Origin of the sequence: Streptomyces sp. R35, assembly GCF_041053035.1 — a bacterium.
Lineage (GTDB): Bacteria > Actinomycetota > Actinomycetes > Streptomycetales > Streptomycetaceae > Streptomyces > Streptomyces lutosisoli.
Window position 1 is genome coordinate 5633740 of record NZ_CP163440.1, and the last position, 21579, is coordinate 5655318.

Consider the following 21579-nt stretch of genomic DNA (forward strand, 5'->3'; position numbering starts at 1 on the left):
GGCCGACCGCGTCTGATCAGACGCGGTCAGGCAGCTGATCACGTCTGATCGAAAACACCCTCCATGCACACGTGGAGGGTGTTTTCATTTCGGCCGCCCATGCCTCTCAGCCCGCGAACGCCTCGCACACCGACTCGTACTCCCGCGTCCACCACACCGCCAGCGCCGAGGCCGCCGGGAACTGCGGATCGGCGCGGGTGTCCCCGCGCTCGTAGTGCCAGCGCAGTATCCAGAAGTCGTTCAGCCGCTCCCACCACACGCGGTGCACGGCGGCCGTGAGTTCGGAGGGGGTGGCGCCCGCGGTACGCCGGTACGCGCGCGCGTAGGCCCGTACTTTCGTCAGGTCGAGCGTGCCGAGGGGGCGTACGAAGAAGATCACCGCGGCGCGTACGGCCTCCTCCGCGCGCGGGTGGATGCCCAGCCGGTCCCAGTCGACGATCGCGGCCGGCTCGCCGTCGCGGTAGAGCAGGTTGAACGGGTGGAAGTCGCCGTGCACCCAGCCCTCCGAGCCGCCCTGCGGGGGCCGGCGGTCGGCGTGCCGCTCCAGGAGGGCGCGCCGTTCCAGGAGCCGGTGCCTGGCCAGCTCGTCGAAGGCGTCGGAGGGGCGGTGGCGGCGTACCTGGGCGAGCAGGCGGTCGATGAGCGCGAAGGTGTCGGCGGGGTCGGCGCCCCGGGCGGGATCGGCACCCTCCGTCGGCGCGGCGGTTTCCGCACGCTCGGCGCCGGCGGCCGGTTTCGCCGCCGTTCGTCCCTCCGCCGGCATCACCCGCTCCAGGCTCGCGTGGACGACGCCCAGGAGCGCCCCCAGGCGCGCGCACTGCTCCGTGCTGAGCTGGCCGCCGTGCCGGTGCCGTCCGTCGATCCACGGGTGCAGCGCGTACGCGTGGCCCCCGACGACGGCGACGGTACGACCGTCGGTGCCGGTCAGCGGCGGGGCGACCGGGACGCCGAGGTCGGCCAGGCGCTGGGTCGCCCGGTGCTGGCGGGCGATCGCGGCGGGGTCGGCGGTCTCCGGGTCGAAGTGGTGCTTGAGGAAGTACCGGCCGCGGGTGGTGCGCAGGCGATAGCCGCGGTTGAGCAGCCCCTGCTCGACGGGTTCGCAGGTCAGCGCGGACCCGGCGGCGTACTGGCGGAGGAGGGCGCCCAGAGGGGGCGCGTGAGGCATAGGGGGTGGTACAGATGAGCGCGGCACGCGCCAGATGCTAGGGCACGAGCCGGGCCTCTGACCTCGCGTTTGTCACAGACAGTCGTCTTCGATCACATGGGGGTCACAGGATGTGCTGGAACTGCCGTTCCAGGCCACCGTCCGTGGAGTGCACGGTGGAGAACTGCGGATCGATGCCCAGATAGACCGGCTCGAAGGGCTCGCCGTCCACGAGGCGCGGCGCGGGACCGAAGAGTTCCAGTTCGGCCGCGGTCGGCTCGACGCTCTCGCACTGGCCCACGATCTGCACGGACCACACGCTCTCGCCCGGCCGCGCGGAGCTCAGGTTGTCGGTGCCGTACGCGACGACGCTGCCGGCGCAGGCGCGGTGGTATCCGCAGTTGCGAGGCATCCGCAGCAGCACGCGGCCGTCGACCACGATGTGGCGGGCGAATGCGAGGAAGGGCAACGCGCGCATGCTCGTGGCCACCCGGCCGTAATCGGTGCGGCCGATCAGTTCCACGGCGAGCTGTTCGTCGGCGGACCGCTTGTCCGCGGTCCGTTCGTCGGTGGGCATGCCACCCAATCTCCGGTAACCGGGGGGCGCGGAAAAAGAGGCACCCGCCCCTCGAAGAGGGGCCATAAGTCCCGAATAAGACACCGCGCGGATTGGCGCTGCCGTTCAGCGGCTCTGCTGTTGCGCCTGCATCCGCGCCACATACGCCGCCGCCTGGGAACGCCGTTCCATTCCCAGCTTGGACAGCAGACTCGACACGTAATTCTTGATCGTTTTCTCGGCGAGGTGCAGCCGCTCCCCGATCACGCGATTGGTGAGCCCCTCGCCGATCAGGTCCAGGATCTTGCGCTCCTGCTCGGTGAGGTGCGCCAGCTTGTCGTCGCTCTTGGCGCCGCCGCCGTCGCGCAGCCGCTCCAGGACGCGGGCGGTGGCCACCGGGTCGAGCAGGGACTTTCCGGCGGCGACGTCCCGTACGGCGGAGAGCAGTTCAGCGCCGCGGATGGCCTTGAGGACATAGCCCGAGGCGCCCGCCATGATCGCGTCGAAGAGGGCCTCGTCGTCGGAGTACGAGGTCAGCATCAGGCACTTGACGGACTCGTCCTGGGACCGGATCTCGCGGCAGACCTCCACACCGCTGCCGTCCGGGAGCCGTACGTCGAGGACGGCGACGTCCGGGCGGGTGGCCGGAATCCGCACCAGGGCGTCGGCCGCCGTGCCGGCCTCGCCGACCACCTCGATGTCGTCCTCCACCGAGAGCAGCTCGTGGACTCCGCGACGGACCACCTCGTGATCGTCCAGGAGAAATACGGTGATTTTCCCTTTTTGATGCACGCTGTCAGTGTCACACACGATCATGGGCACTGCTCCAGGTGAACTCTTCCCGAGCGCGGGGTGGCCGGGATAACGTGCCGGTGTTCCGGCCCCCTGCAAGGCTGTAACCAGTGCTGTGACCAGCGGTAGTTCCCGACCGACTTGATTTAGTAGGAAATCCAAGTTTGAAAGTACTTGGACTTCCCAGCAAAATCGCAGGTCAGGAGGGGTTTCACAGAATTGTGAAGCACTGGGTAACGTGGCTGTTGCAGGGCGCTCGCCGGGGCACCTGTCACGCCTGTTCCCGGCCGAGTGGCACCCACCCCGTGCACGGGTACCGGGAATAGGCGAGCCGCACTGGTTACCCGGCAACCCCGGGGGCCGGACCGACGGAGGAGCACACGTGACCGTGGAGAGCACTGCCGCGCGCAAGCCGCGACGCAGCGCCGGTACGAAGAGCGCCGCGAGCGCCGGTGCCAAGCGCACCAGCCCGGCCGCCAAGAAGTCGCCGGGTACGACGGGCGCCGAGCCCGAGCTCGTTCAGCTGCTGACCCCGGAAGGCAAGCGGGTCAAGGACGCCACGTACGACCCGTACGTCGCCGACATCACACCCGACGAGCTGCGCGGTCTGTACCGGGACATGGTGCTGAGCCGTCGCTTCGACGCCGAGGCCACCTCCCTGCAGCGCCAGGGCGAGCTGGGCCTGTGGGCCTCGATGCTGGGCCAGGAGGCCGCCCAGATCGGTTCGGGCCGGGCCACCCGCGACGACGACTACGTCTTCCCGACCTACCGCGAGCACGGCGTCGCCTGGTGCCGCGGGGTCGACCCGACCAACCTGCTCGGCATGTTCCGCGGTGTGAACAACGGCGGCTGGGACCCGAACACCAACAACTTCCACCTGTACACGATCGTCATCGGCTCGCAGACGCTGCACGCCACCGGCTATGCCATGGGCATCACCAAGGACGGCGCCGACTCGGCCGTGATCGCGTACTTCGGAGACGGCGCCTCCAGTCAGGGTGACGTCGCCGAATCGTTCACGTTCTCCGCGGTCTACAACGCCCCGGTCGTGTTCTTCTGCCAGAACAACCAGTGGGCCATCTCCGAGCCGACCGAGAAGCAGACCCGCGTCCCGCTCTACCAGCGCGCGCAGGGCTTCGGCTTCCCGGGCGTCCGCGTCGACGGCAACGACGTCCTCGCCTGCCTCGCCGTCACCAAGTGGGCCCTTGAGCGGGCCCGCCGCGGCGAGGGCCCCACCCTCGTGGAGGCGTACACCTACCGCATGGGCGCGCACACCACCTCCGACGACCCGACCAAGTACCGGGCCGACGAGGAGCGCGAATCCTGGGAGGCGAAGGACCCGATCCTGCGCCTGCGCACGTATCTCGAAGCCTCAAACCACGCGGACGAGGGATTCTTCGCGGAACTCGAGGCCGAGAGCGAGGCGTTGGGCAAACGAGTACGCGAAGTCGTCCGTGCCATGCCGGACCCGGACCACTTCGCCATCTTCGAGAACGTGTACGCGGACGGGCACGCGCTCGTCGACGAGGAGCGGGCCCAGTTCGCCGCCTACCAGGCGTCGTTCGCGGATGAAGGGGAGGGCAAGTAGCGATGGCGGCAGAAAAGATGGCGCTGGCCAAGGCGATCAACGAGTCGCTGCGCACGGCCCTCGACACCGACCCCAAGGTCCTCATCATGGGCGAGGACGTCGGCAAGCTCGGCGGTGTCTTCCGGGTCACCGACGGACTCCAGAAGGACTTCGGCGAGGACCGGGTCATCGACACCCCGCTCGCCGAGTCGGGCATCGTCGGCACCGCGATCGGCCTCGCCCTGCGCGGCTACCGCCCGGTGGTGGAGATCCAGTTCGACGGATTCGTCTTCCCGGCGTACGACCAGATCGTCACGCAGCTCGCGAAGATGCACGCGCGGGCGCTCGGAAAGATCAAGCTCCCCGTCGTCATCCGCATTCCGTACGGCGGCGGCATCGGCGCGGTCGAGCACCACTCCGAGTCCCCCGAGGCGCTGTTCGCGCACGTGGCGGGCCTCAAGGTGGTCTCCCCTTCGAACGCCTCCGACGCCTACTGGATGATGCAGCAGGCCATCCACAGCGACGACCCGGTGATCTTCTTCGAGCCGAAGCGGCGCTACTGGGACAAGTCCGAGGTCAACAAGGACGCGATCCCCTCACCCCTGCACAAGGCACGCGTGACGCGCGAGGGCACCGACCTGACCCTCGTCGCGTACGGGCCGATGGTGAAGGTCTGCCTGGAGGCCGCCGCGGCCGCCCAGGAGGAGGGCAAGTCGATCGAGGTCCTCGACCTGCGCTCGATGTCCCCCATCGACTTCGACTCCATCCAGGCCTCGGTCGAGAAGACCCGCCGCCTGGTCGTGGTGCACGAGGCCCCGGTGTTCCTCGGTACGGGCGCGGAGATCGCCGCCCGGATCACCGAGCGGTGCTTCTACCACCTGGAGGCACCCGTCCTGCGGGTCGGCGGCTATCACGCCCCGTATCCGCCGGCGCGCCTGGAAGAGGAGTACCTTCCGGGCCTGGACCGGGTGCTCGACGCCGTCGACCGCTCGCTGGCGTACTGAGGAGAGGGTCGTGACGACGATGACTGAGAACGCGTCGGGGCTCCGCGAGTTCAAGATGCCCGACGTGGGCGAAGGACTCACCGAGGCGGAGATCCTCAAGTGGTACGTACAGGTCGGTGACACCGTCACCGACGGCCAGGTCGTCTGCGAGGTCGAGACGGCCAAGGCCGCGGTCGAGCTGCCCATCCCCTACGACGGTGTGGTGAGCGAACTCCGCTTCCCCGAGGGGACGACGGTGGACGTCGGCGAGGTGATCATCGCGGTGGACGTGGCCGGTGGTGCCGGTGCCCCGGCTCCGCAGGCCCCCGCAGCGCCCGTGCAGACCTCTGCGGCGTCCGCCCCGGCCCCCGCCGCGCCGGCTCCCGCCGAGGAGCCCAAGCCCGAGGGCCGCAAGCCGGTCCTCGTCGGGTACGGCGTCGCCGAGTCCTCCACGAAGCGTCGCCCCCGCAAGGGCGCCGAGGTGGTTCCCGCGCAGCAGCCCGAGCCGTTCCTCGCGGGCACCGCGATCCAGGGCGAGCTCAACGGACACGGCCACGCCAAGGAGCGCCCCCTCGCCAAGCCGCCCGTCCGCAAGCTCGCCAAGGACCTCGGGGTCGACCTGACGACGATCACCCCGTCGGGCCCGGACGGCATCATCACGCGCGAGGACGTGCACGCGGCGGTGGTACCCGCCCCCGCCCCGGCCCCGGTCGTGGAGGTGACCCCGGCCGCCCCTGTGCAGGCGCCCGCCCGAGTCCCGGCCCCGGTCGTCGCGTACGACACGGGACGTGAGACCCGTATCCCGGTCAAGGGTGTCCGCAAGGCCACGGCCGCCGCGATGGTCGGCTCGGCGTTCACCGCGCCGCATGTCACCGAGTTCGTGACGCTCGACGTGACGCGCACGATGAAGCTCGTGGAGGAGCTCAAGCAGGACAAGGAACTGCAGGGCCTGCGCGTGAATCCGCTCCTCCTGATCGCCAAGGCCCTGCTGGTGGCGATCAAGCGCAACCCCGAGGTCAACGCTTCCTGGGACGAGGCCAACCAGGAGATCGTCCAGAAGCACTATGTGAACCTGGGCATCGCGGCGGCGACCCCGCGTGGTCTGATCGTGCCGAACATCAAGGACGCCCACGCGAAGACGCTGCCGCAACTGGCGCAGTCGCTGGGCGAGTTGGTCTCGACGGCCCGTGAGGGGAAGACGAGCCCGGCCGCGATGCAGGGCGGCACGGTGACGATCACCAACGTCGGCGTCTTCGGCGTCGACACGGGCACGCCGATCCTCAACCCCGGCGAGTCCGCGATCCTCGCGGTCGGTGCGATCAAGCTCCAGCCGTGGGTCCACAAGGGCAAGGTCAAGCCCCGCCAGGTCACCACGCTGGCGCTGTCCTTCGACCACCGCCTCGTCGACGGCGAGTTGGGCTCCAAGGTCCTCGCCGATGTGGCGGCGATCCTGGAGCAGCCGAAGCGGTTGATCACCTGGGCGTAAGCCCACGCTTTTCCCCGGGGCGCCTCTTCTCATTCGAGAAGGGGCGCCTTTGGCGTAATGCAGCCAAGCTGCGAACCGGCCTGTTTTTCGGGATCTTTGCCTGCCTATGATCACGACTGCCGGGCGGTTCGACCAGCCGTTCGGTATTTGGCGGGGCCCACCTTTTTGGACGTGGGCGCTTCTCGAAAGGACGACCCTTGACGGTTGGAAAGTCTCTCGCCGCATTCGCTCTTGTGGGCGGCGCGCTCGCCGGGGGGATCGCATTCGCTTCTCCGGCGGCTGCGGTGAGCTCGTGTTCGGACGACTTCGCGCACCAGTTCAACATCATTTTCCCGGGCCAGAAGCCCGAGACGACGTACTACATTCCGAACTGCGCCGACGTCACCTCGGGCAAGGTGACCGCGTCGAGCACGGTCAGATGGCAGATCGTCGACGACCAGGTGATCGACAACAGCAAGCGATTCACCTCGTTCAAGATCACGAACCGTGTCGAGTCGCGTGCGGACTCGGGCGGCAGCGACACGATCGTCACCACGAAGACGTGTGACCTGACGGCCCTGGTCAATGCCGACTACTCGGGCCCGGCCGAGGACGGCCCGGCGAACCGCTGCGTCGCGCCGACGGCGACGTACGACAAGGACCTGTGGTGGTCCTCGGACGCGACGCTCGTGTACGACATCGAGGGTGACGGGAAGGGTGCGATCACCAAGGAGCTGTACGGCTCGCCGCTTCTTCACGGCTGATTTCCCGTACAAGAAAAGGGGGGCCTGCCGCGCATGACGCGCGGCAGGCCCCCCTTTTCTTGTACGTGCTATCCGTCTGTGCTTTTCCTTCTGCGCGCCTTACTTGGCGAAGCCGTAGTTCATCAGCTTCTTGGCGTCAGCCGTGCGGGCGTCGATGGACGTCGAGGCGAGCACCGTGCCGATGACCGTCTTCCCGTTGCGGGTCGCGGCGAAAACGAGGCAGTACTTGGCCTCGGGGCCGGAACCGGTCTTGACGCCGATGGTGCCGGTGTAGCCGGTCAGCAGGGGCTTGTTGGTGTTCTCCCACGTGTAGTAGCGGTAGCCGCCGCTGCTGGTGGTGGCCTTCTGCTTCGTGGTCACCGTCTTCACGACCGACTTGAACGTGGAGTTCTTCATCGCGCTGCTGGCGATCTTCGTCAGGTCGCGCGGCGTCGAGTAGTTGGCGCCGTGGCCGATGCCGTCGAACGAGTCGAAGTGCGTGTTCGTCAGGTGGAGGCTCGTCGCGGCGGCGTTCATCTTGCCGATGAACGACTTCACGCGCGCGGCGCGGGTCGTGCCGCTGCCGAACTTGTCGGCGAGCGCGTAGGCGGCGTCACAGCCGGACGGCAGCATCAGCCCGTACAGGAGCTGGCGCACGGTGACCTTGTCGCCGACGATCAGGTGGGCCTGGGAGGCGTTGTTGGCGACCACGTAGTCGCTGTACGCCTTCTGGATCGTGACCTTGGCGTCCAGGTTGAGGTTCGACTGGGCCAGCACCACCTTGGCCGTCATGATCTTGGTGGTGGAGCCGGTGGAAAGTCTGGTGTCCGCGGCCTTGGTGTAAAGGGTCGTGCCCGTGCCGTTGTTCATCACGTAGCCGCCCTTGGCGGCGATCGTGGGCGTGGCCACCGCGCCCGCGGGTGCGGCGCCGAAGGCGCCGGCGGCCAGCACGGCGCCGGTCGTGACGGTCACAGCGGCGGCCCTGCGGAAACGCGTGCCCTTAATGCCGGTAATCAAAATGAACGCTCCGAATGCGCGAAATGCCCCTGGGAGAACGGCACATGGCAGTGCCGTCTCACGTACGGACTCGTGAGGAGCTTAAAGGGATGTACGGGCGCCGGATGCGCTTCATGTGATGTGAGTTACATGAGAAAGCCCCTGGGGTCTGCTGGGGTCCGCATCCTGGACCGGCCGCGAGCATGCGTACGTGTTGTATCTATGATGTGCGCATGCCCTCAGCCCCAGCCGTCCCCACCTCGGCGCCCGACGAGCCGGCCGTCAAGCCGACCCTGAAGCAACCGCCCGCCGCCGACCGCGTCTACGCACACGTCAAGCAGGGTGTCCTGGAACGCCGTTACGAGGGCGGGACGCTGCTCACCGAGGGCGAGCTCGCCGAGGCGGTCGGAGTCTCGCGGACCCCCGTGCGCGAGGCACTGCTCCGGCTGGAGGCCGAAGGGCTGATCAGGCTCTACCCGAAGAAGGGCGCACTCGTCCTGCCCGTCTCCGCGCAGGAGATCGCGGACGTCGTCGAGACCCGCCAGCTCGTCGAGGAGCACGCGGCCCGCAAGGCCGTCCCCGCCTCACCGCGACTCATCGCGCGCCTGGAGGAGTTGCTGGCCCAGCAGAAGGGGCAGGCCGCCGCCGGAGATCTGGCGGCCGCCGCCGTCACCGACCGCTGCTTCCACGCCGAGATCGTCCGCAGCGGTGGCAACGAGATCCTCTCCCGGCTCTACGACCAGCTCCGCGACCGGCAGTTGAGGATGGGAGTCGCCGTGATGCACGCCCACCCCGACCGGATCACCAAGACGCTCACCGAGCACGAGGAGATCCTCGAAGCGCTGCGCTCCGGTGACGCGGAGGCGGTCGTCGGCATCATCCACCGGCACGTCAGCTGGTTCTCCAACCTGGCGAGGGGCGAGGTCCGATGAGCTCGGGTTCGGCCGTGTCGCTTCCCGGAGATCCGCCCGGCGGACGGCGCGCGATCGCCGTCTGGGGCATCGGCGTCTCCGTCTACTTCGTCGCGGTCATCTTCCGTACGTCGCTGGGGGTGGCCGGACTGGACGCGGCGGACCGCTTCCACGTGGGCGCCTCTGCCCTCTCCACCTTCTCGATTCTCCAACTCCTCGTCTACGCGGGCATGCAGATACCTGTCGGCCTGCTGGTGGACCGGCTCGGCACGAAGCGGGTCCTGACGATCGGCGTAGTGCTCTTCACGGCGGGGCAGCTGGGCTTCGCGTTCTCCTCCTCGTACGCCATGGCGCTCGCCTCGCGCGGGCTGCTGGGCTGCGGCGACGCGATGACGTTCATCAGCGTGCTGCGGCTGGGTACGCGGTGGTTCCCGGCGCGGCGCGGGCCGCTGGTGGCGCAGCTCGCGGGTCTCGCGGGCATGGCGGGCAACCTGGTCTCGACCCTGGTCATCGCGCGGCTGCTGCACGGGGTGGGCTGGACGGCGGCGTTCGCCGGCAGTGCGGCCGCCGGTGTCGTGGTCCTCGTACTCCTCCTCCTGTTTCTGAAGGACCACCCCGAGGGGCATGAGCCGGAGCCGTTCCCGCACCAGGGGGTTGCTTACGTGCGTCGGCAGATCGCCGCGTCGTGGCGGGAGCCCGGCACGCGGCTCGGGATGTGGGTGCACTTCACGACGCAGTTCCCGGCGATGGTGTTTCTGCTGCTGTGGGGGCTGCCGTTTCTGGTCGAGGCGCAGGGGTTGTCGCGGGCGACGGCCGGTGAGCTGCTGACGCTCGTCGTTCTCTCCAACATGGTGGTCGGACTGGTGTACGGGCAGATCGTTGCCCGGCATCATGCGGCGCGGCTTCCGCTGGCGCTCGGCACGGTGTTCGCTACGGCGGGCGTCTGGGCGTTCGTGTTGGTGTACCCCGGGGAGCACGCGCCGATGTGGGTGCTGGTGGTGCTGTGCAGCGTGCTGGGGGCGTGTGGCCCGGCTTCGATGATCGGGTTCGACTTCGCGCGGCCCGCGAATCCGCCGGAGCGGCAGGGCACCGCCTCCGGCATCACCAACATGGGTGGGTTTGTCGCCTCCATGACGACGCTGCTGGCTGTTGGTGTGCTGCTTGATGCGACCGGGGACAACTATCGGGTTGCCTTCGCTGCGGTGTTCGTTCTGCAGGCGGTTGGGCTGAGTCAGATCTTTCGGTTGCGGGGGGAGGCGGCTCGGAGGGAGCGGGAGCGGTTGGTGGCCAGTCGGGTGGAGACGGTGCACGTTCCTGCGTAGCCCCCACCATGGCTTTCGCCCCCGCCGCCCCTACCCGTCCCATCCCTGGGGGCTGCGCCCCCAGACCCCCTAAAAGATTGCGCAGTTCCCCGCGCCCCTAAAAGGGGCGCGGGGAACTGCGCAATCTTTTGGACCAGCCCCCACCCGCCCGCACCCGGCACACAACCCAACGGGGTCGAAGGGGCAGAGGGATCAGTTGGCTACGGGGTCACCGCGAAGTTTCGGAGGATTGCTGTCGTCAGTTCCGGGTCGCCCTCTGTCTTGATGCGGTCGGACACAGCGTCAGCGTGCACGCGGCCGCAGGCGAGGCGGACGAACGTCTCCCAGTCGAGAGCGAGGGTGGCGGCCGGGCCCAGGGAAGGGGCGCCGTCTATCGAGCCCTGGCCGTCGGCGTCGACGCGGACCGTGCGGAGGAACTCGATGGGGCCGTGGATGTCGAAGACCACGGCCGAGTTGGGCGGAGCGCCGGCGTCCTTGGCCACGACCTTCGGGAGGGCTGACAGGAGCACGTCGCGGGTGATGTGCGCACCCGGAGAGTCGAGGTTGCCCGGCCGGCCGAGGGCAGCGCGAAGGTCCTGCTCATGCACCCACACATCGAACGCACGGTTCCGCATGGCGTGTTCAAGAGTGACCTCGGTGCCGAGGGGGGCACGCACCTTGGTGTCGGGCTGCCGGTTCTCGTTCCGCAGCTGACGGTTGCGGCGGATGATCGTGTACTCCAGCTCGGAGGTCATCTCCGGCGCCGTGTGGTGACGGCGTACATCGACCTGCATCTCCATGTACCGCTGGTGCTCGTTCGTCACGTGATACAGGTCGCGGGGGAGGGTGTGGATCGGCCGCGGGTCGCCCAGCATCTCGCAGTCGAGTCCGATCACATGCGAGACGAGGTCGCGGACCGACCAGCCGGGGCACGGCGTCCGCCGGTTCCACTCGCCCTCCACAAGCGGCTGCACCAGCTCGGTTATCGCGTCGATCGAGTGGGTCCAGGCGTCGGCGTAGGACTGAAGGCTGGGATGCAGACTCACGGAACGGGACCCCTCGGGCGGTTGGACGCGGGCAGTGCACAGGCAGCGGGTGTCTTGGGACGCTAAGTTACGCTGCTGTGAGGCACCCCGGCAGTGCTTTCGTGTGACGATCGTAGGCCCGTATGGACGGCTCGAATGCCAGGACGGTGGTAGTGTGCGCGCCTCTCTCCTCCAGATCGACGTAAACGACAGCGAATCGGTCGCATCGCGTCGGCTGCGTGTGGCGGCTCTCGTACGAGAACAAGCCGGTGTCGATCTCGTGGTGCTGCCCGAGCTGTGGACGACCGGCGCGTTCGCCTACGAGGGGTTCGAGGCGGAGGCCGAGCCGCTGGAGGGGCCCACGTACGAGGTGATGGCCAAGGCGGCGAGCGACGCGGGTGTGTGGCTGCACGCGGGCTCGATTCCCGAGCGGGACCCGGAGGGCGCCCTGTACAACACCTCGCTCGTCTTCTCCCCCTCCGGTGAACTCGCCGCCTCCTACCGCAAGATCCACCGCTTCGGCTTCGACAAGGGCGAGGCCGTGCTGATGGGTGCCGGGGCAGAGCTGGTGACGGTCCGTCTGCCGGAAACGGTCATCGGCGTCGCCACCTGCTACGACCTGCGCTTCCCCGAGCTCTTCCGCGGGCTCGTCGACGCGGGCGCCGAGACCTTCGTCCTCCCGGCCGGCTGGCCCGAGCGGCGCCGCTCCCACTGGACGCTGCTCGCACAGGCCCGGGCCGTCGAGAACCAGGCGTACGTCCTTGCCTGCGGAACGGCCGGTACGCACGCGGAAGTTCCCCAGGCCGGTCACTCGATCGTGGTCGACCCGTGGGGCGAGGTCCTCGCGGAGGCAGGGGCCGGCGAGGAGACCCTCACGGTGGAGTTCGACCCGGCGAAGGTCGCGACCACGCGGGAACAGTTCCCGGCGCTCAAGGACCGCCTGCTGGGCCTGGACCCGCCCCGGCGTTAGTCCGTCCCTGGACCCGCCCACCCGAGCGTGAGTCCCTGCTCCCCGGCGTCAGTCCTCCTCCCGTTCCCTCTCCGCCAGATGGATCACGCACACCGCCACCGCGATCAGCAGCGCCGGGTCCGCGTCCTCCCGTACGACATCGACGCCGTACGTCTCGCGGACGTGCAGCCAGCGGCGGGAGATCTGGGCGAGGAGTTCGTTGTCGTAGTCGACGGCGAACTCGCGGTCGAGGATCTTGCCGCTGACGTCGAGTTCGGTGCCGTCGACCAGGGAGACGCGGTAGTGGTTGCGGAGCAGGGAGAGGCGTTTGCGCTTGATGGTCGCGAGCGGGTCGCCGTCCCGTTCGATGATCATCGTGTCGCGCAGGGCGAACATCTTCTGGTGGATGTCGATCAGGACCCGCCCGTGCGTGTCCTTCAGCTCGAAGGTGTCGCGCAGCCGCATGGCCTTGCCGTCGACGAGGAAGACCTTGTTGCCGCGGTCGTCCTCGATCCAGTAGTCGTCGCCGAAGCCGAGGAGCCGGTCGCGTACGAGGTATCTCATGCCATCACCGCTTCCCCGGTGGGCGGTCCGAAACGCCGCCGGTAGGCCGACGGGCTGAGTCCGGTCGCGTGGCGCAGCCGTGCCCGCAGGTTCGCGGCGGTGCCGAGGCCGCTGCGGTCCGCGACCACGTCGAGTCGTTCCTCGCCGCGTTCGATGAGCCGGCAGGCCAGTGCCACCCGCTCGCCGGTCAGCCACGCCAGCGGGGTCGTGCCGAGCTGTGCCCGGAAGCGCCGGTGCAGCGTCGCCTGGCTGACCGCCGCGCGCGCCGCCAGATCCGCGACCGTCAGCGGTTCGCCGAGCCGCTCCTGCGCCCAGGCGAGCAGAGGGGCGAGGGATTCGTCGGGTACGTCGGGCAGCGGCCGTTCCACGAACTGGCGCTGGCCGCCGTCGCGGTGCGCCGCGAAGACCAGTCGGCGGGACACCGCGTTGGCGATCTCCGCGCCGTGGTCGCGCCGTACGACGTGCAGCCCCAAGTCCAGCGCGGAGGCGCTGCCGGACGCGGTGAGGATGTCCCCGTCGTCCACGAAGAGGACGTCCGGTTCGAGGAGGACCCCCGGAAACCGCGCCCGGAAGGACTCCGCCCACATCCAGTGGCAGGCCGCCCGCCGCCCGTCCAGCAGCCCGGCCTCCGCGATCGTGAACGCGCCCGAGCAGAAGCCGATGAGCCGGGCGCCGCGCGCGTGGGCCCGCCGTACGGCGTCCAGGACCTCCCGGGAGCGCGGGGCATCGGTGTCGGGCCGGTTCGGCACGATCAGCGTGTCCGCGTCCTCGGCCGCCTCCAGCCCCGCGACATCGGTGAGCGTGAAGAAACCGTCCCGCATCCGGGTCCGCGGCCCGGCGGCGCACAGCCGGAAGTCGTACAGCTCGCGGCCGAGTTCGGGCCGCCGCAGCCCGAAGACCTCGATGGCGCAGCTCATCTCGAAGGGGTTCGAATTCTCGTCGACGACGAGGACGACGCGGTGCGATCGGTCCGGCTGCGAGGATCCTTGCGGCATATGCGATTTCTAGCACTCGTGCGGCCGGGGAACCACCGCCCAGGATGAGCCCATGACCAGCGAACGCACCCCGCGCAGCGAGCCCGTCTCCCTCTCCACCGCCCTCGCCTCCTTCACCGACCTGTGGAGCCCCCGCATCGTCACCGCCGTCAACGACTACGACGTACGCATCGCGAAGGTCGAAGGCGAGCACCTCTGGCACGTGCACGAACACACCGACGAGTTCTTCCTGGTGGTCGAGGGGGAACTGCACATCGCCCTGCGCGAGACGGACGGGGAGCGCACGGTGACCCTCTCCAGGGGCTCGGTCTTCACGGTCCCGCGCGGCACCGAACACAAGCCGTACGCCCCGGCCGGTGCCGCCATCCTGATGTTCGAACCCACGGGCACCCTCACCGTCGGCGACCGCCACGACGAGGTACCGGACCACGTGGACGCCACCACGGGCCATGCGCTGGCCTGACTGTCAGTGACGGGTGGCACCCTTGATCCATGAACGACTCCGCCCCCACCACCCGTCGCGCCCGTGTCCGCGCCCCCGAGCTGATCGGCAAGGGCGGCTGGCTGAACACGGGAGATGAGCAGTACACCCTCGCCGACCTGCGAGGACGTATCGTCATCCTCGATTTCTGGACGTTCTGCTGCATCAACTGTCTGCATGTCCTGGACGAGCTGCGCGAGCTGGAGGAGAAGCACCGGGACACGGTGGTGATCATCGGCGTGCACTCGCCGAAGTTCGCGCACGAGGCCGAGCACCAGGCGGTCGTGGACGCCGTCGAGAGGTATGGCGTTGAGCACCCGGTCCTCGACGACCCCGAGCTCGCGACCTGGAAGCAGTACGCCGTGCGCGCCTGGCCGACGCTCGTCGTGATCGATCCCGAGGGGTACGTCGTCGCGCAGCACGCAGGTGAGGGGCATGCGCACGCCATCGCCCGGCTGGTGGCGGAGCTGGAGACCGAGCACGCGGCGAAGGGAACCCTGCGGCGCGGCGACGGGCCGTACGTGGCGCCGGAGCCCGAGCCCACGGTGCTCCGCTTCCCCGGCAAGGCCCTCGCCCTGCCGAGCGGGAACCTGCTGGTCAGTGACACGACCCGGCATCAGCTGGTGGAGCTGGAGGGCGACGGGGAGACCGTCGTGCGGCGGATCGGCTCCGGTGTGCGGGGGTTCGCGGACGGGGCGGCCGAGGTGGCCGGGTTCAGTGAGCCGCAGGGGCTGGCGCTCCTGGAGGACGGGTCCGTGGTCGTCGCCGACGCCGTGAACCACGCGCTGCGGCGGCTCGATCTCGCGACCGGTGAGGTCACGACCCTGGCGGGGACGGGCCGCCAGTGGTGGCAGGGCTCGCCGACGTCCGGTCCGGCGCGCGAGGTCGACCTCTCCTCGCCGTGGGATGTGGCCCTGTTCGGCGGCAAGGTCTGGATCGCCATGGCCGGCGTGCACCAGCTGTGGGCGTACGACCCGCAGGACGGGACCGTCGGGGTCGCCGCCGGTACGACGAACGAGGGGCTCGTCGACGGGCCGGCCGCCGAGGCCTGGTTCGCGCAGCCGTCGGGGCTCGCCGCCACCGAGGACCGGCTGTGGCTCGCCGACTCCGAGACGAGCGCGCTGCGCTGGGTCGACCTCGACGGGGCCGTGCACACCGCCGTCGGCACCGGGCTCTTCGACTTCGGGCACCGCGACGGGGCGGCCGAACAGGCCCTGCTCCAGCACCCGTTGGGGGTCACGGCCCTCCCCGACGGCTCGGTCGCGGTGAGCGACACGTACAACCACGCACTGCGCCGCTACGACCCGGCGACAGGTGAAGTGACCACACTGGCCACGGACTTGAGGGAACCGAGCGACGCGGTGCTCCTCGGTGACGACATCGTGGTCGTCGAGTCCGCCCGCCACCGGCTGACCCGGCTGCGGCTCCCCGAGGAGGCCGTACGGGTCGAGTCGGTCGCCCACCGCACCCAGCGCGCCGCCACCGAAGTCGCCCCGGGCAAGCTCCGGTTGGACGTCATCTTCCAGGCTCCCGCCGGACAGAAGCTGGACACGCGGTACGGCCCCTCCACCCGGCTCCTCGTCTCCTCGACCCCGCCCGAGCTGCTGCTCGCTGGCGAGGGCGCGGGAACCGATCTCTCCCGCGCCCTGGAGCTGAACCCGGCCGTCACGGAAGGCGTGCTGCACGTCTCCGCGATGGCCGCGTCCTGCGACGACGATCCGTCCAACGAGTACCCGGCCTGCCATGTCCACCAGCAGGACTGGGGCGTTCCGGTGCGGCTGGGCGAGGGCGGCGCGGACCGGCTGCCGCTGGTCCTCGCGGGCATGGACGACTGAGCGGGCCCGTCACCCCGTCACAGACCCAGGTCGGACAGCTCGTCGTTCCAGCAGGACTCCTCGGCGGCGCGCAGGTCGACGTCCAGGCTGCCGTCCCTCCCTCGTCACCGCGCGACCGCCGCGTGCGCCGGTGGAGGGCTAGCCCTCCAGAAACGCGACCAGCGCGTTGGCCAGCAGGAACGGGTCGTCGGCGCCGCAGAGTTCGCGCGCGCTGTGCATGGAGAGGATGGCCACGCCGATGTCGACGGTCTTGATGCCGTGGCGGGCCGCCGTGATGGGTCCGATGGTGGTGCCGCAGGGCATCGAGTTGTTGGAGACGAAGGACTGGAAGGGCACGCCGGCCTTCTCGCAGGCGGCGGCGAAGACGGCGCGGCCCGAACCGTCCGTGGCGTAGCGGTTGTTGACGTTCACCTTGAGGATGGGGCCGCCATTGGCGCGCGGGTGGTGCGTCGGGTCGTGCCGCTCGGCGTAGTTGGGGTGGACGGCGTGGCCGGTGTCGGAGGACAGACAGACGGTGCCCGCGAAGGCGCGCGCCCGGTCCTCGTACGAGCCGCCGCGCGCGAACACCGAACGCTCCAGCACGCTGCCGAGCAGCGGCCCGTCGGCGCCGGTGTCGCTCTGCGAGCCGTTCTCCTCGTGGTCGAAGGCGGCGAGCACCGGGATGTACGGGAGGCCGGAGTCGCCGGCGGCGACCGCGACCAGCGCCGCCGTACCCGCGTGCAGGGAGAGCAGGTTGTCCATGCGCGGGCCGGCCATCAGCTCCTTGTCGCGGCCCAGGTACGAGGGCCGTTCGATGGAGTGGGTCATCAGGTCCCACCCGGTGACCTCGCCCGCGGCCAGCCCCAGCTCCTCCTCCAGGAAGGCGATCAGATCGCCCTCGCGGGCGTCGCCGAGCCCCCAGATGGGCTGCAGATGCCGCTGCTTGTCGAGCTTGAGCCCCTCGGCGCTGACGGAACGGTCCAGGTGGATGGCGAGCTGGGGCACGCGCAGCAGGGCGCGGTCGATGTTCACCAGGCGCGTGGAGCCGTCCCGCAGCGAGAGGCGTCCCGCGAGGCCCAGGTCCCGGTCCAGCCAGGAGTTCAGCAGCGGCCCGCCGTAGATCTCCACGGCCACCTGCCGCCAGCCGTGCGCGCCGGTGTCCGGCAGCGGCTTCACCCGCAGGTTCGGGGAGTCGGTGTGCGCGCCCACGATCCGGAACGGGGTGTGCGCCCCGGCGCCCTCCGGCACGTACCAGGCGACGATCGCACCCCCGCGCAGCACATACTTCCCGCCACTCGTCCCCTCCCACGCGTCGGTCTCGGCGACCTGACGGAATCCGGCCTTCTCCAGCCGCTCGGCGGCATTGGCCACCGCGTGGTAGGGCGTCGGGCTCGCCGCCAGGAAGGACATGAGGTCGTCGGTGTGTCCGCGGTCGAAGCGTGAGGGTGTGCTCATGGTGTTCACCTTAACGACGCGTGAGGGCCCGCTCCCGGGGATGGGAGCGGGCCCTCGTAACGGGGTTGTGAAGGGCGGACACGTGACCGGAAGGACAGGTTCCGATTCGGTGTCCGCCCCGCTCGGGGGACCCGGAAGGTGCCTGGAAGGTGCCTAGAACGCCGCTTCGTCCAGCTCCATCACGTCCAGGTCCACGCTCTCGGCGAGCTTGCGGGCGCCGGTGACGCCGGGCAGGACGTTCGCCGCGAAGAACTTCGCCGCCGCGATCTTGCCGGTGTAGAAGGGCTTGTCCTTGGCGGAGGCCGTCTCCAGCTTCTCGGCGGCCACGGCGGCACCGCGCAGCAGCAGGTAGCCGACGACGACGTCACCGGAGGCCAGCAGCAGGCGGGTGGTGTTCAGGCCCACCTTGTAGATGTTCTTGACGTCCTGCTCGGTCGCCGCGAGGTCGGTGAGCATCAGGCCGACGATGGCCTCCAGCTCTACGGCCGCCTTGGCGAGCTGCTCGCGGGCGGTGGACAGCTCCTCGCCGCCGGTGCCGAGCGCCAGGAACTTCTTGATGTCCTCGGCGAGGGAGTTCAGCGCCGCGCCCTGGTTGCGGACGATCTTCCGGAAGAAGAAGTCCTGGCCCTGGATCGCGGTGGTGCCCTCGTACAGGGTGTCGATCTTGGCGTCGCGGATGTACTGCTCGATCGGGTACTCCTGGAGGAACCCGGAGCCGCCGAAGGTCTGCAGCGACTGCGCGAGCTGCTCGTAGCCCTTCTCGGAGCCGTAGCCCTTCACGATCGGCAGGAGCAGGTCGTTCATGGCCTCAAGGGCGGCGGTGTCCTCGCCCGCGGCCTCCTTGACCTGGATGTCGTCCTGGACGGCCGCGGTGTGCAGCACCAGGGCGCGCATGCCCTCCGCGTATGCCTTCTGCGTCATCAGCGAGCGGCGGACGTCCGGGTGGTGCGTGATGGTGACCTTGGGCGCGGTCTTGTCCATGAAGTTCGCGAGGTCGGTGCCCTGGACGCGCTCCTTGGCGTACTCAAGAGCGTTCAGGTAGCCCGTCGACAGCGTCGAGATCGCCTTCGTGCCGACCATCATGCGGGCGAACTCGATGATGCGGAACATCTGGCGGATGCCGTCGTGCTTGTCGCCGATCAGCCAGCCCTTGGCGGGGTGACGGTCGCCGAAGGTCATCTCGCAGGTGTTGGACGCCTTGAGGCCCATCTTGTGCTCGACGTTGGTGGCGTAGGCGCCGTTCCGCTCGCCCAGCTCGCCGGTCTCGAAGTCGAAGAGGTACTTCGGGACGAGGAAGAGGGAGAGACCCTTGGTGCCGGGGCCGTGGCCCTCGGGGCGAGCGAGCACGTAGTGAAGGATGTTCTCCTCCATGTCGTGCTCACCGGAGGTGATGAAGCGCTTCACGCCCTCGATGTGCCAGGAGCCGTCCTCCTGCTGGATCGCCTTGGTGCGCCCGGCGCCGACGTCCGAACCCGCGTCGGGCTCGGTGAGGACCATGGTCGAACCCCAGGTCTTCTCGACCGCGATCTGGGCGATCTTCTTCTGGACGTCGTTGCCCTCGTCGTAGAGGATGCCGGCGAAGGCGGGACCCGAGGCGTACATCCACACCGCCGGGTTCGCACCGAGCAGCAGTTCCGCGTACGCCCAGATCAGGGAGCGCGGCGAGGTGGTGCCGCCGATCTCCTCGGGCAGGCCGAGCCGCCAGTACTCGGAGTCCATGAAGGCCTTGTAGCTCTTCTTGAAGGACGCCGGTACGGGCGCGGTGTTGGTCTCCGGGTCGAAGACCGGCGGGTTGCGGTCGGCGTCCGCGAACGACTCGGCCAGCTCGTTCTCCGAAAGCCGCGTCAGCTCCTCGAGGATGCTCTTGGCGGTGTCCGTGTCCATCTCCGCGAACGGGCCGGTGCCGTACAGCTTGTCGCGCCCGAGCACCTCGAAGAGGTTGAACTCGATGTCGCGGAGATTCGACTTGTAGTGCCCCATGGCGACGGCTCCGTTAAGGGATCGGCGAGGCACTGACCTCGCACCTAGTTCACGTACCAACAAGTAGCTACGATGATGCTACCCGCCAGTAATAAGAATCAACCCCTGATGGTCCATATGTGGCCCACTACTCTTTGACGCATGTACGGCTACGACCAGAACGCGGGCGCACAGCAGGGGTACGCCCAGCCCCAGCAGCAGATGCCCGGGCAGATGCCTGGTGGGCAGATGCCGGGCGGGCAGATGCCCGGCGGTTACGGCCAGCAGCCGCCGCTGTACCCGGAGCCGTCCCCGCCGTCCCTGGCCGACGCGGTCCGCGCGTTCACCACGGGATCGATGTCCGCGGAGGACTTCCAGCAGGTCTTCGCGACGTCGAAGGTGTACTGCCCGCGCGGCGACAACCCCGGTTTCCTCGCGCTGCACAACACCCAGCAGCCGGTGATCCCCATGTTCACCTCGCTCAAGGAGCTCCGCCGGTACGCCGGCAAGGAGTCCAAGTACTTCGTGATCACCGGCGCCGAGGTGATCGACCTGCTGCCGACCGGCTACGGCTTCGTCCTCGACATGGAGGGCGAGCACCGGATGGTCTTCGACGCGAAGGCCGTGGAGCAGATGGTGGACTTCGCGATGCGCCGTATGTACGGCTAGCAGGCGCTTGTACGGCTGGCGGAGGCTCTCGTACTGCGACACCTACTGCGACACCTGCTGCGACATCCCGGACGCCCGGAGGGAATGCCCTCCGGGCGTCCGTCGTTACGGGTAGCAGAAAGTTCAATGCTCAACTAAACTCGAACCACAAGGAGGTCCCGACATGCCTGCAGTGACCGTTGAGAACCCGCTGGCCCTGCCCCGTGTGGCCGCGCCGACCGATGCCGTGGCCCGTCCCGTTCTGGCCGTGACGACCGCGCCGAGTGGCTTCGAGGGTGAGGGTTTCCCGGTTCGCCGTGCGTTCGCCGGGATCAATTACAAGTACCTGGACCCGTTCATCATGATGGATCAGATGGGCGAGGTGGAGTACGCGCCGGGCGAGCCCAAGGGCACCCCTTGGCACCCCCACCGCGGCTTCGAGACCGTGACGTACATCATCGACGGCATCTTCGACCACCAGGACTCCAACGGTGGCGGCGGCACCATCACCAACGGTGACACCCAGTGGATGACCGCGGGCTCGGGCCTCCTGCACATCGAGGCCCCGCCGGAGTCGCTTGTCATGTCCGGCGGCCTCTTCCACGGCCTCCAGCTGTGGGTGAACCTCCCGGCCAAGGACAAGATGATGGCCCCGAGGTACCAGGACATCCGTGGCGGCACGGTGCAGCTGCTCAGCACCCCCGACGGCGGCGCGCTGCTCCGCGTCATCGCCGGTGAGCTCGACGGCCACCAGGGCCCTGGCATCACGCACACGCCGATCACCATGGTCCACGCGACCCTGGCGCCCGGCGCCGAGCTGACCCTCCCGTGGCGCGAGGACTTCAACGGCCTCGCGTACGTCCTCGCCGGCCGCGGCAGCGTCGGCACGGACCGCCGCCCGGTCCACACGGGCCAGACCGCCGTCTTCGGCGCGGGCGGCTCGCTGACCGTCCGTGCGGACGAGCAGCAGGACTCGAACACGCCGGACCTGGAAGTCGTGCTCCTGGGCGGGCAGCCGATCCGTGAGCCCATGGCCCACTACGGCCCCTTCGTGATGAACACCCGCGAGGAGCTCCAGCAGGCTTTCGAGGACTTCCAGAAGGGTCGCCTGGGAACCGTCCCGGCGGTGCACGGGATGTCGGAGGGCGGGCTGTAAGCCTCCGTCGGGTGAATCACGGGAAAGCCCCGTCCGGTGCAACGGACGGGGCTTTCCCGTGCGCGCGCGGTCTAC

20 protein-coding genes are annotated in these 21579 nt (G+C 69.2%); 11 read left to right on the top strand and 9 right to left on the bottom strand.

Annotation, left to right across the window (positions count from 1 at the left end; all coding sequences use genetic code 11):
* Positions 1–106: 106 nt before the first annotated feature.
* From AB5J50_RS25780 to AB5J50_RS25790, 3 genes are all read right to left on the bottom strand, one after another.
* Positions 107–1165, bottom strand: coding sequence for a phosphotransferase (locus AB5J50_RS25780; RefSeq protein ID WP_369260660.1), 1059 nt, complete (start codon positions 1163–1165; stop codon positions 107–109).
* Between the two features lie 103 nt (positions 1166–1268).
* Positions 1269–1721, bottom strand: a complete 453-nt coding sequence (locus AB5J50_RS25785) for a pyridoxamine 5'-phosphate oxidase family protein (protein WP_369260661.1) — start codon at positions 1719–1721, stop codon at positions 1269–1271.
* 105 nt (positions 1722–1826) lie between these two features.
* The gene (locus tag AB5J50_RS25790; RefSeq protein ID WP_369260662.1) at positions 1827–2492 is read right to left on the bottom strand and encodes a response regulator; all 666 of its coding nucleotides are present in this window, start codon (positions 2490–2492) and stop codon (positions 1827–1829) included.
* A gap of 382 nt (positions 2493–2874) precedes the next feature.
* Here AB5J50_RS25790 and pdhA point away from each other — a divergent pair, with 382 nt between their 5' ends.
* The 4 genes from pdhA to AB5J50_RS25810 all read left to right on the top strand — a co-directional run bounded on the left by pdhA (position 2875) and on the right by AB5J50_RS25810 (position 7271).
* Entirely contained in the window at positions 2875–4080 is a 1206-nt protein-coding gene (pdhA, locus tag AB5J50_RS25795; protein ID WP_327430151.1) for a pyruvate dehydrogenase (acetyl-transferring) E1 component subunit alpha, read from the top strand.
* Positions 4081–4082: 2 nt separating this feature from the next.
* The gene (locus AB5J50_RS25800; protein ID WP_369260663.1) at positions 4083–5063 is read left to right on the top strand and encodes an alpha-ketoacid dehydrogenase subunit beta; all 981 of its coding nucleotides are present in this window, start codon (positions 4083–4085) and stop codon (positions 5061–5063) included.
* A gap of 10 nt (positions 5064–5073) precedes the next feature.
* A complete protein-coding gene (locus AB5J50_RS25805; protein ID WP_369260664.1) occupies positions 5074–6528 on the top strand; it encodes a dihydrolipoamide acetyltransferase family protein in 1455 nt (484 codons plus the stop codon).
* A 284-nt stretch (positions 6529–6812) separates the two neighbouring features.
* Positions 6813–7271: a hypothetical protein gene (locus AB5J50_RS25810; RefSeq protein ID WP_369260665.1), complete on the top strand. Its 459-nt coding sequence runs from the start codon at positions 6813–6815 to the stop codon at positions 7269–7271.
* A 99-nt stretch (positions 7272–7370) separates the two neighbouring features.
* Here the strand turns inward: AB5J50_RS25810 and AB5J50_RS25815 are convergent, their stop codons facing one another.
* Positions 7371–8267: a D-alanyl-D-alanine carboxypeptidase family protein gene (locus tag AB5J50_RS25815; RefSeq protein ID WP_369260666.1), complete on the bottom strand. Its 897-nt coding sequence runs from the start codon at positions 8265–8267 to the stop codon at positions 7371–7373.
* 212 nt (positions 8268–8479) lie between these two features.
* On the opposite strand from AB5J50_RS25815, the gene AB5J50_RS25820 reads away from it, so the two are divergent.
* On the top strand, positions 8480–9178 hold the full coding sequence (locus tag AB5J50_RS25820; RefSeq protein WP_369260667.1) for a GntR family transcriptional regulator: 699 nt from the start codon (positions 8480–8482) through the stop codon (positions 9176–9178).
* Positions 9175–10479 carry an MFS transporter gene (locus AB5J50_RS25825; protein ID WP_327430156.1) on the top strand — a complete coding sequence of 435 codons (1305 nt, stop codon included), beginning with the start codon at positions 9175–9177 and terminating at the stop codon, positions 10477–10479. Before AB5J50_RS25820 ends, AB5J50_RS25825 begins: the two co-directional genes overlap by 4 nt.
* 200 nt (positions 10480–10679) lie before the next feature.
* Here the strand turns inward: AB5J50_RS25825 and AB5J50_RS25830 are convergent, their stop codons facing one another.
* Positions 10680–11504 carry a maleylpyruvate isomerase family mycothiol-dependent enzyme gene (locus AB5J50_RS25830; RefSeq protein ID WP_369260668.1) on the bottom strand — a complete coding sequence of 275 codons (825 nt, stop codon included), beginning with the start codon at positions 11502–11504 and terminating at the stop codon, positions 10680–10682.
* 154 nt (positions 11505–11658) lie between these two features.
* On the opposite strand from AB5J50_RS25830, the gene AB5J50_RS25835 reads away from it, so the two are divergent.
* Positions 11659–12453 (top strand): carbon-nitrogen family hydrolase, encoded by a 795-nt coding sequence (locus tag AB5J50_RS25835; protein WP_369260669.1) that lies wholly within the window; start codon positions 11659–11661, stop codon positions 12451–12453.
* 48 nt (positions 12454–12501) lie between these two features.
* Here AB5J50_RS25835 and AB5J50_RS25840 read toward each other — a convergent pair whose 3' ends face one another.
* The gene (locus AB5J50_RS25840) at positions 12502–12996 is read right to left on the bottom strand and encodes an LURP-one-related family protein (protein WP_327430159.1); all 495 of its coding nucleotides are present in this window, start codon (positions 12994–12996) and stop codon (positions 12502–12504) included.
* Positions 12993–13991, bottom strand: coding sequence for a GlxA family transcriptional regulator (locus tag AB5J50_RS25845; RefSeq protein WP_369260670.1), 999 nt, complete (start codon positions 13989–13991; stop codon positions 12993–12995). Before AB5J50_RS25845 ends, AB5J50_RS25840 begins: the two co-directional genes overlap by 4 nt.
* A gap of 52 nt (positions 13992–14043) precedes the next feature.
* On the opposite strand from AB5J50_RS25845, the gene AB5J50_RS25850 reads away from it, so the two are divergent.
* Together AB5J50_RS25850 and AB5J50_RS25855 are read left to right on the top strand one after the other, a co-directional pair.
* Positions 14044–14454, top strand: a complete 411-nt coding sequence (locus tag AB5J50_RS25850) for a cupin domain-containing protein (protein WP_369260671.1) — start codon at positions 14044–14046, stop codon at positions 14452–14454.
* A 29-nt stretch (positions 14455–14483) separates the two neighbouring features.
* Positions 14484–16307: a thioredoxin-like domain-containing protein gene (locus AB5J50_RS25855; RefSeq protein WP_369260672.1), complete on the top strand. Its 1824-nt coding sequence runs from the start codon at positions 14484–14486 to the stop codon at positions 16305–16307.
* Between the two features lie 138 nt (positions 16308–16445).
* On the opposite strand, the gene AB5J50_RS25860 is transcribed toward AB5J50_RS25855, so the two are convergent.
* Both AB5J50_RS25860 and AB5J50_RS25865 read right to left on the bottom strand, forming a co-directional pair.
* On the bottom strand, positions 16446–17741 hold the full coding sequence (locus AB5J50_RS25860) for a M18 family aminopeptidase (protein WP_369260673.1): 1296 nt from the start codon (positions 17739–17741) through the stop codon (positions 16446–16448).
* Between the two features lie 153 nt (positions 17742–17894).
* On the bottom strand, positions 17895–19721 hold the full coding sequence (locus AB5J50_RS25865) for an acyl-CoA dehydrogenase (RefSeq protein ID WP_327430165.1): 1827 nt from the start codon (positions 19719–19721) through the stop codon (positions 17895–17897).
* A 141-nt stretch (positions 19722–19862) separates the two neighbouring features.
* On the opposite strand from AB5J50_RS25865, the gene AB5J50_RS25870 reads away from it, so the two are divergent.
* Together AB5J50_RS25870 and AB5J50_RS25875 are read left to right on the top strand one after the other, a co-directional pair.
* Positions 19863–20369 (top strand): SseB family protein, encoded by a 507-nt coding sequence (locus tag AB5J50_RS25870; RefSeq protein WP_327430166.1) that lies wholly within the window; start codon positions 19863–19865, stop codon positions 20367–20369.
* A 163-nt stretch (positions 20370–20532) separates the two neighbouring features.
* Positions 20533–21504 carry a pirin family protein gene (locus AB5J50_RS25875; RefSeq protein ID WP_327430167.1) on the top strand — a complete coding sequence of 324 codons (972 nt, stop codon included), beginning with the start codon at positions 20533–20535 and terminating at the stop codon, positions 21502–21504.
* Positions 21505–21579: the final 75 nt, after the last annotated feature.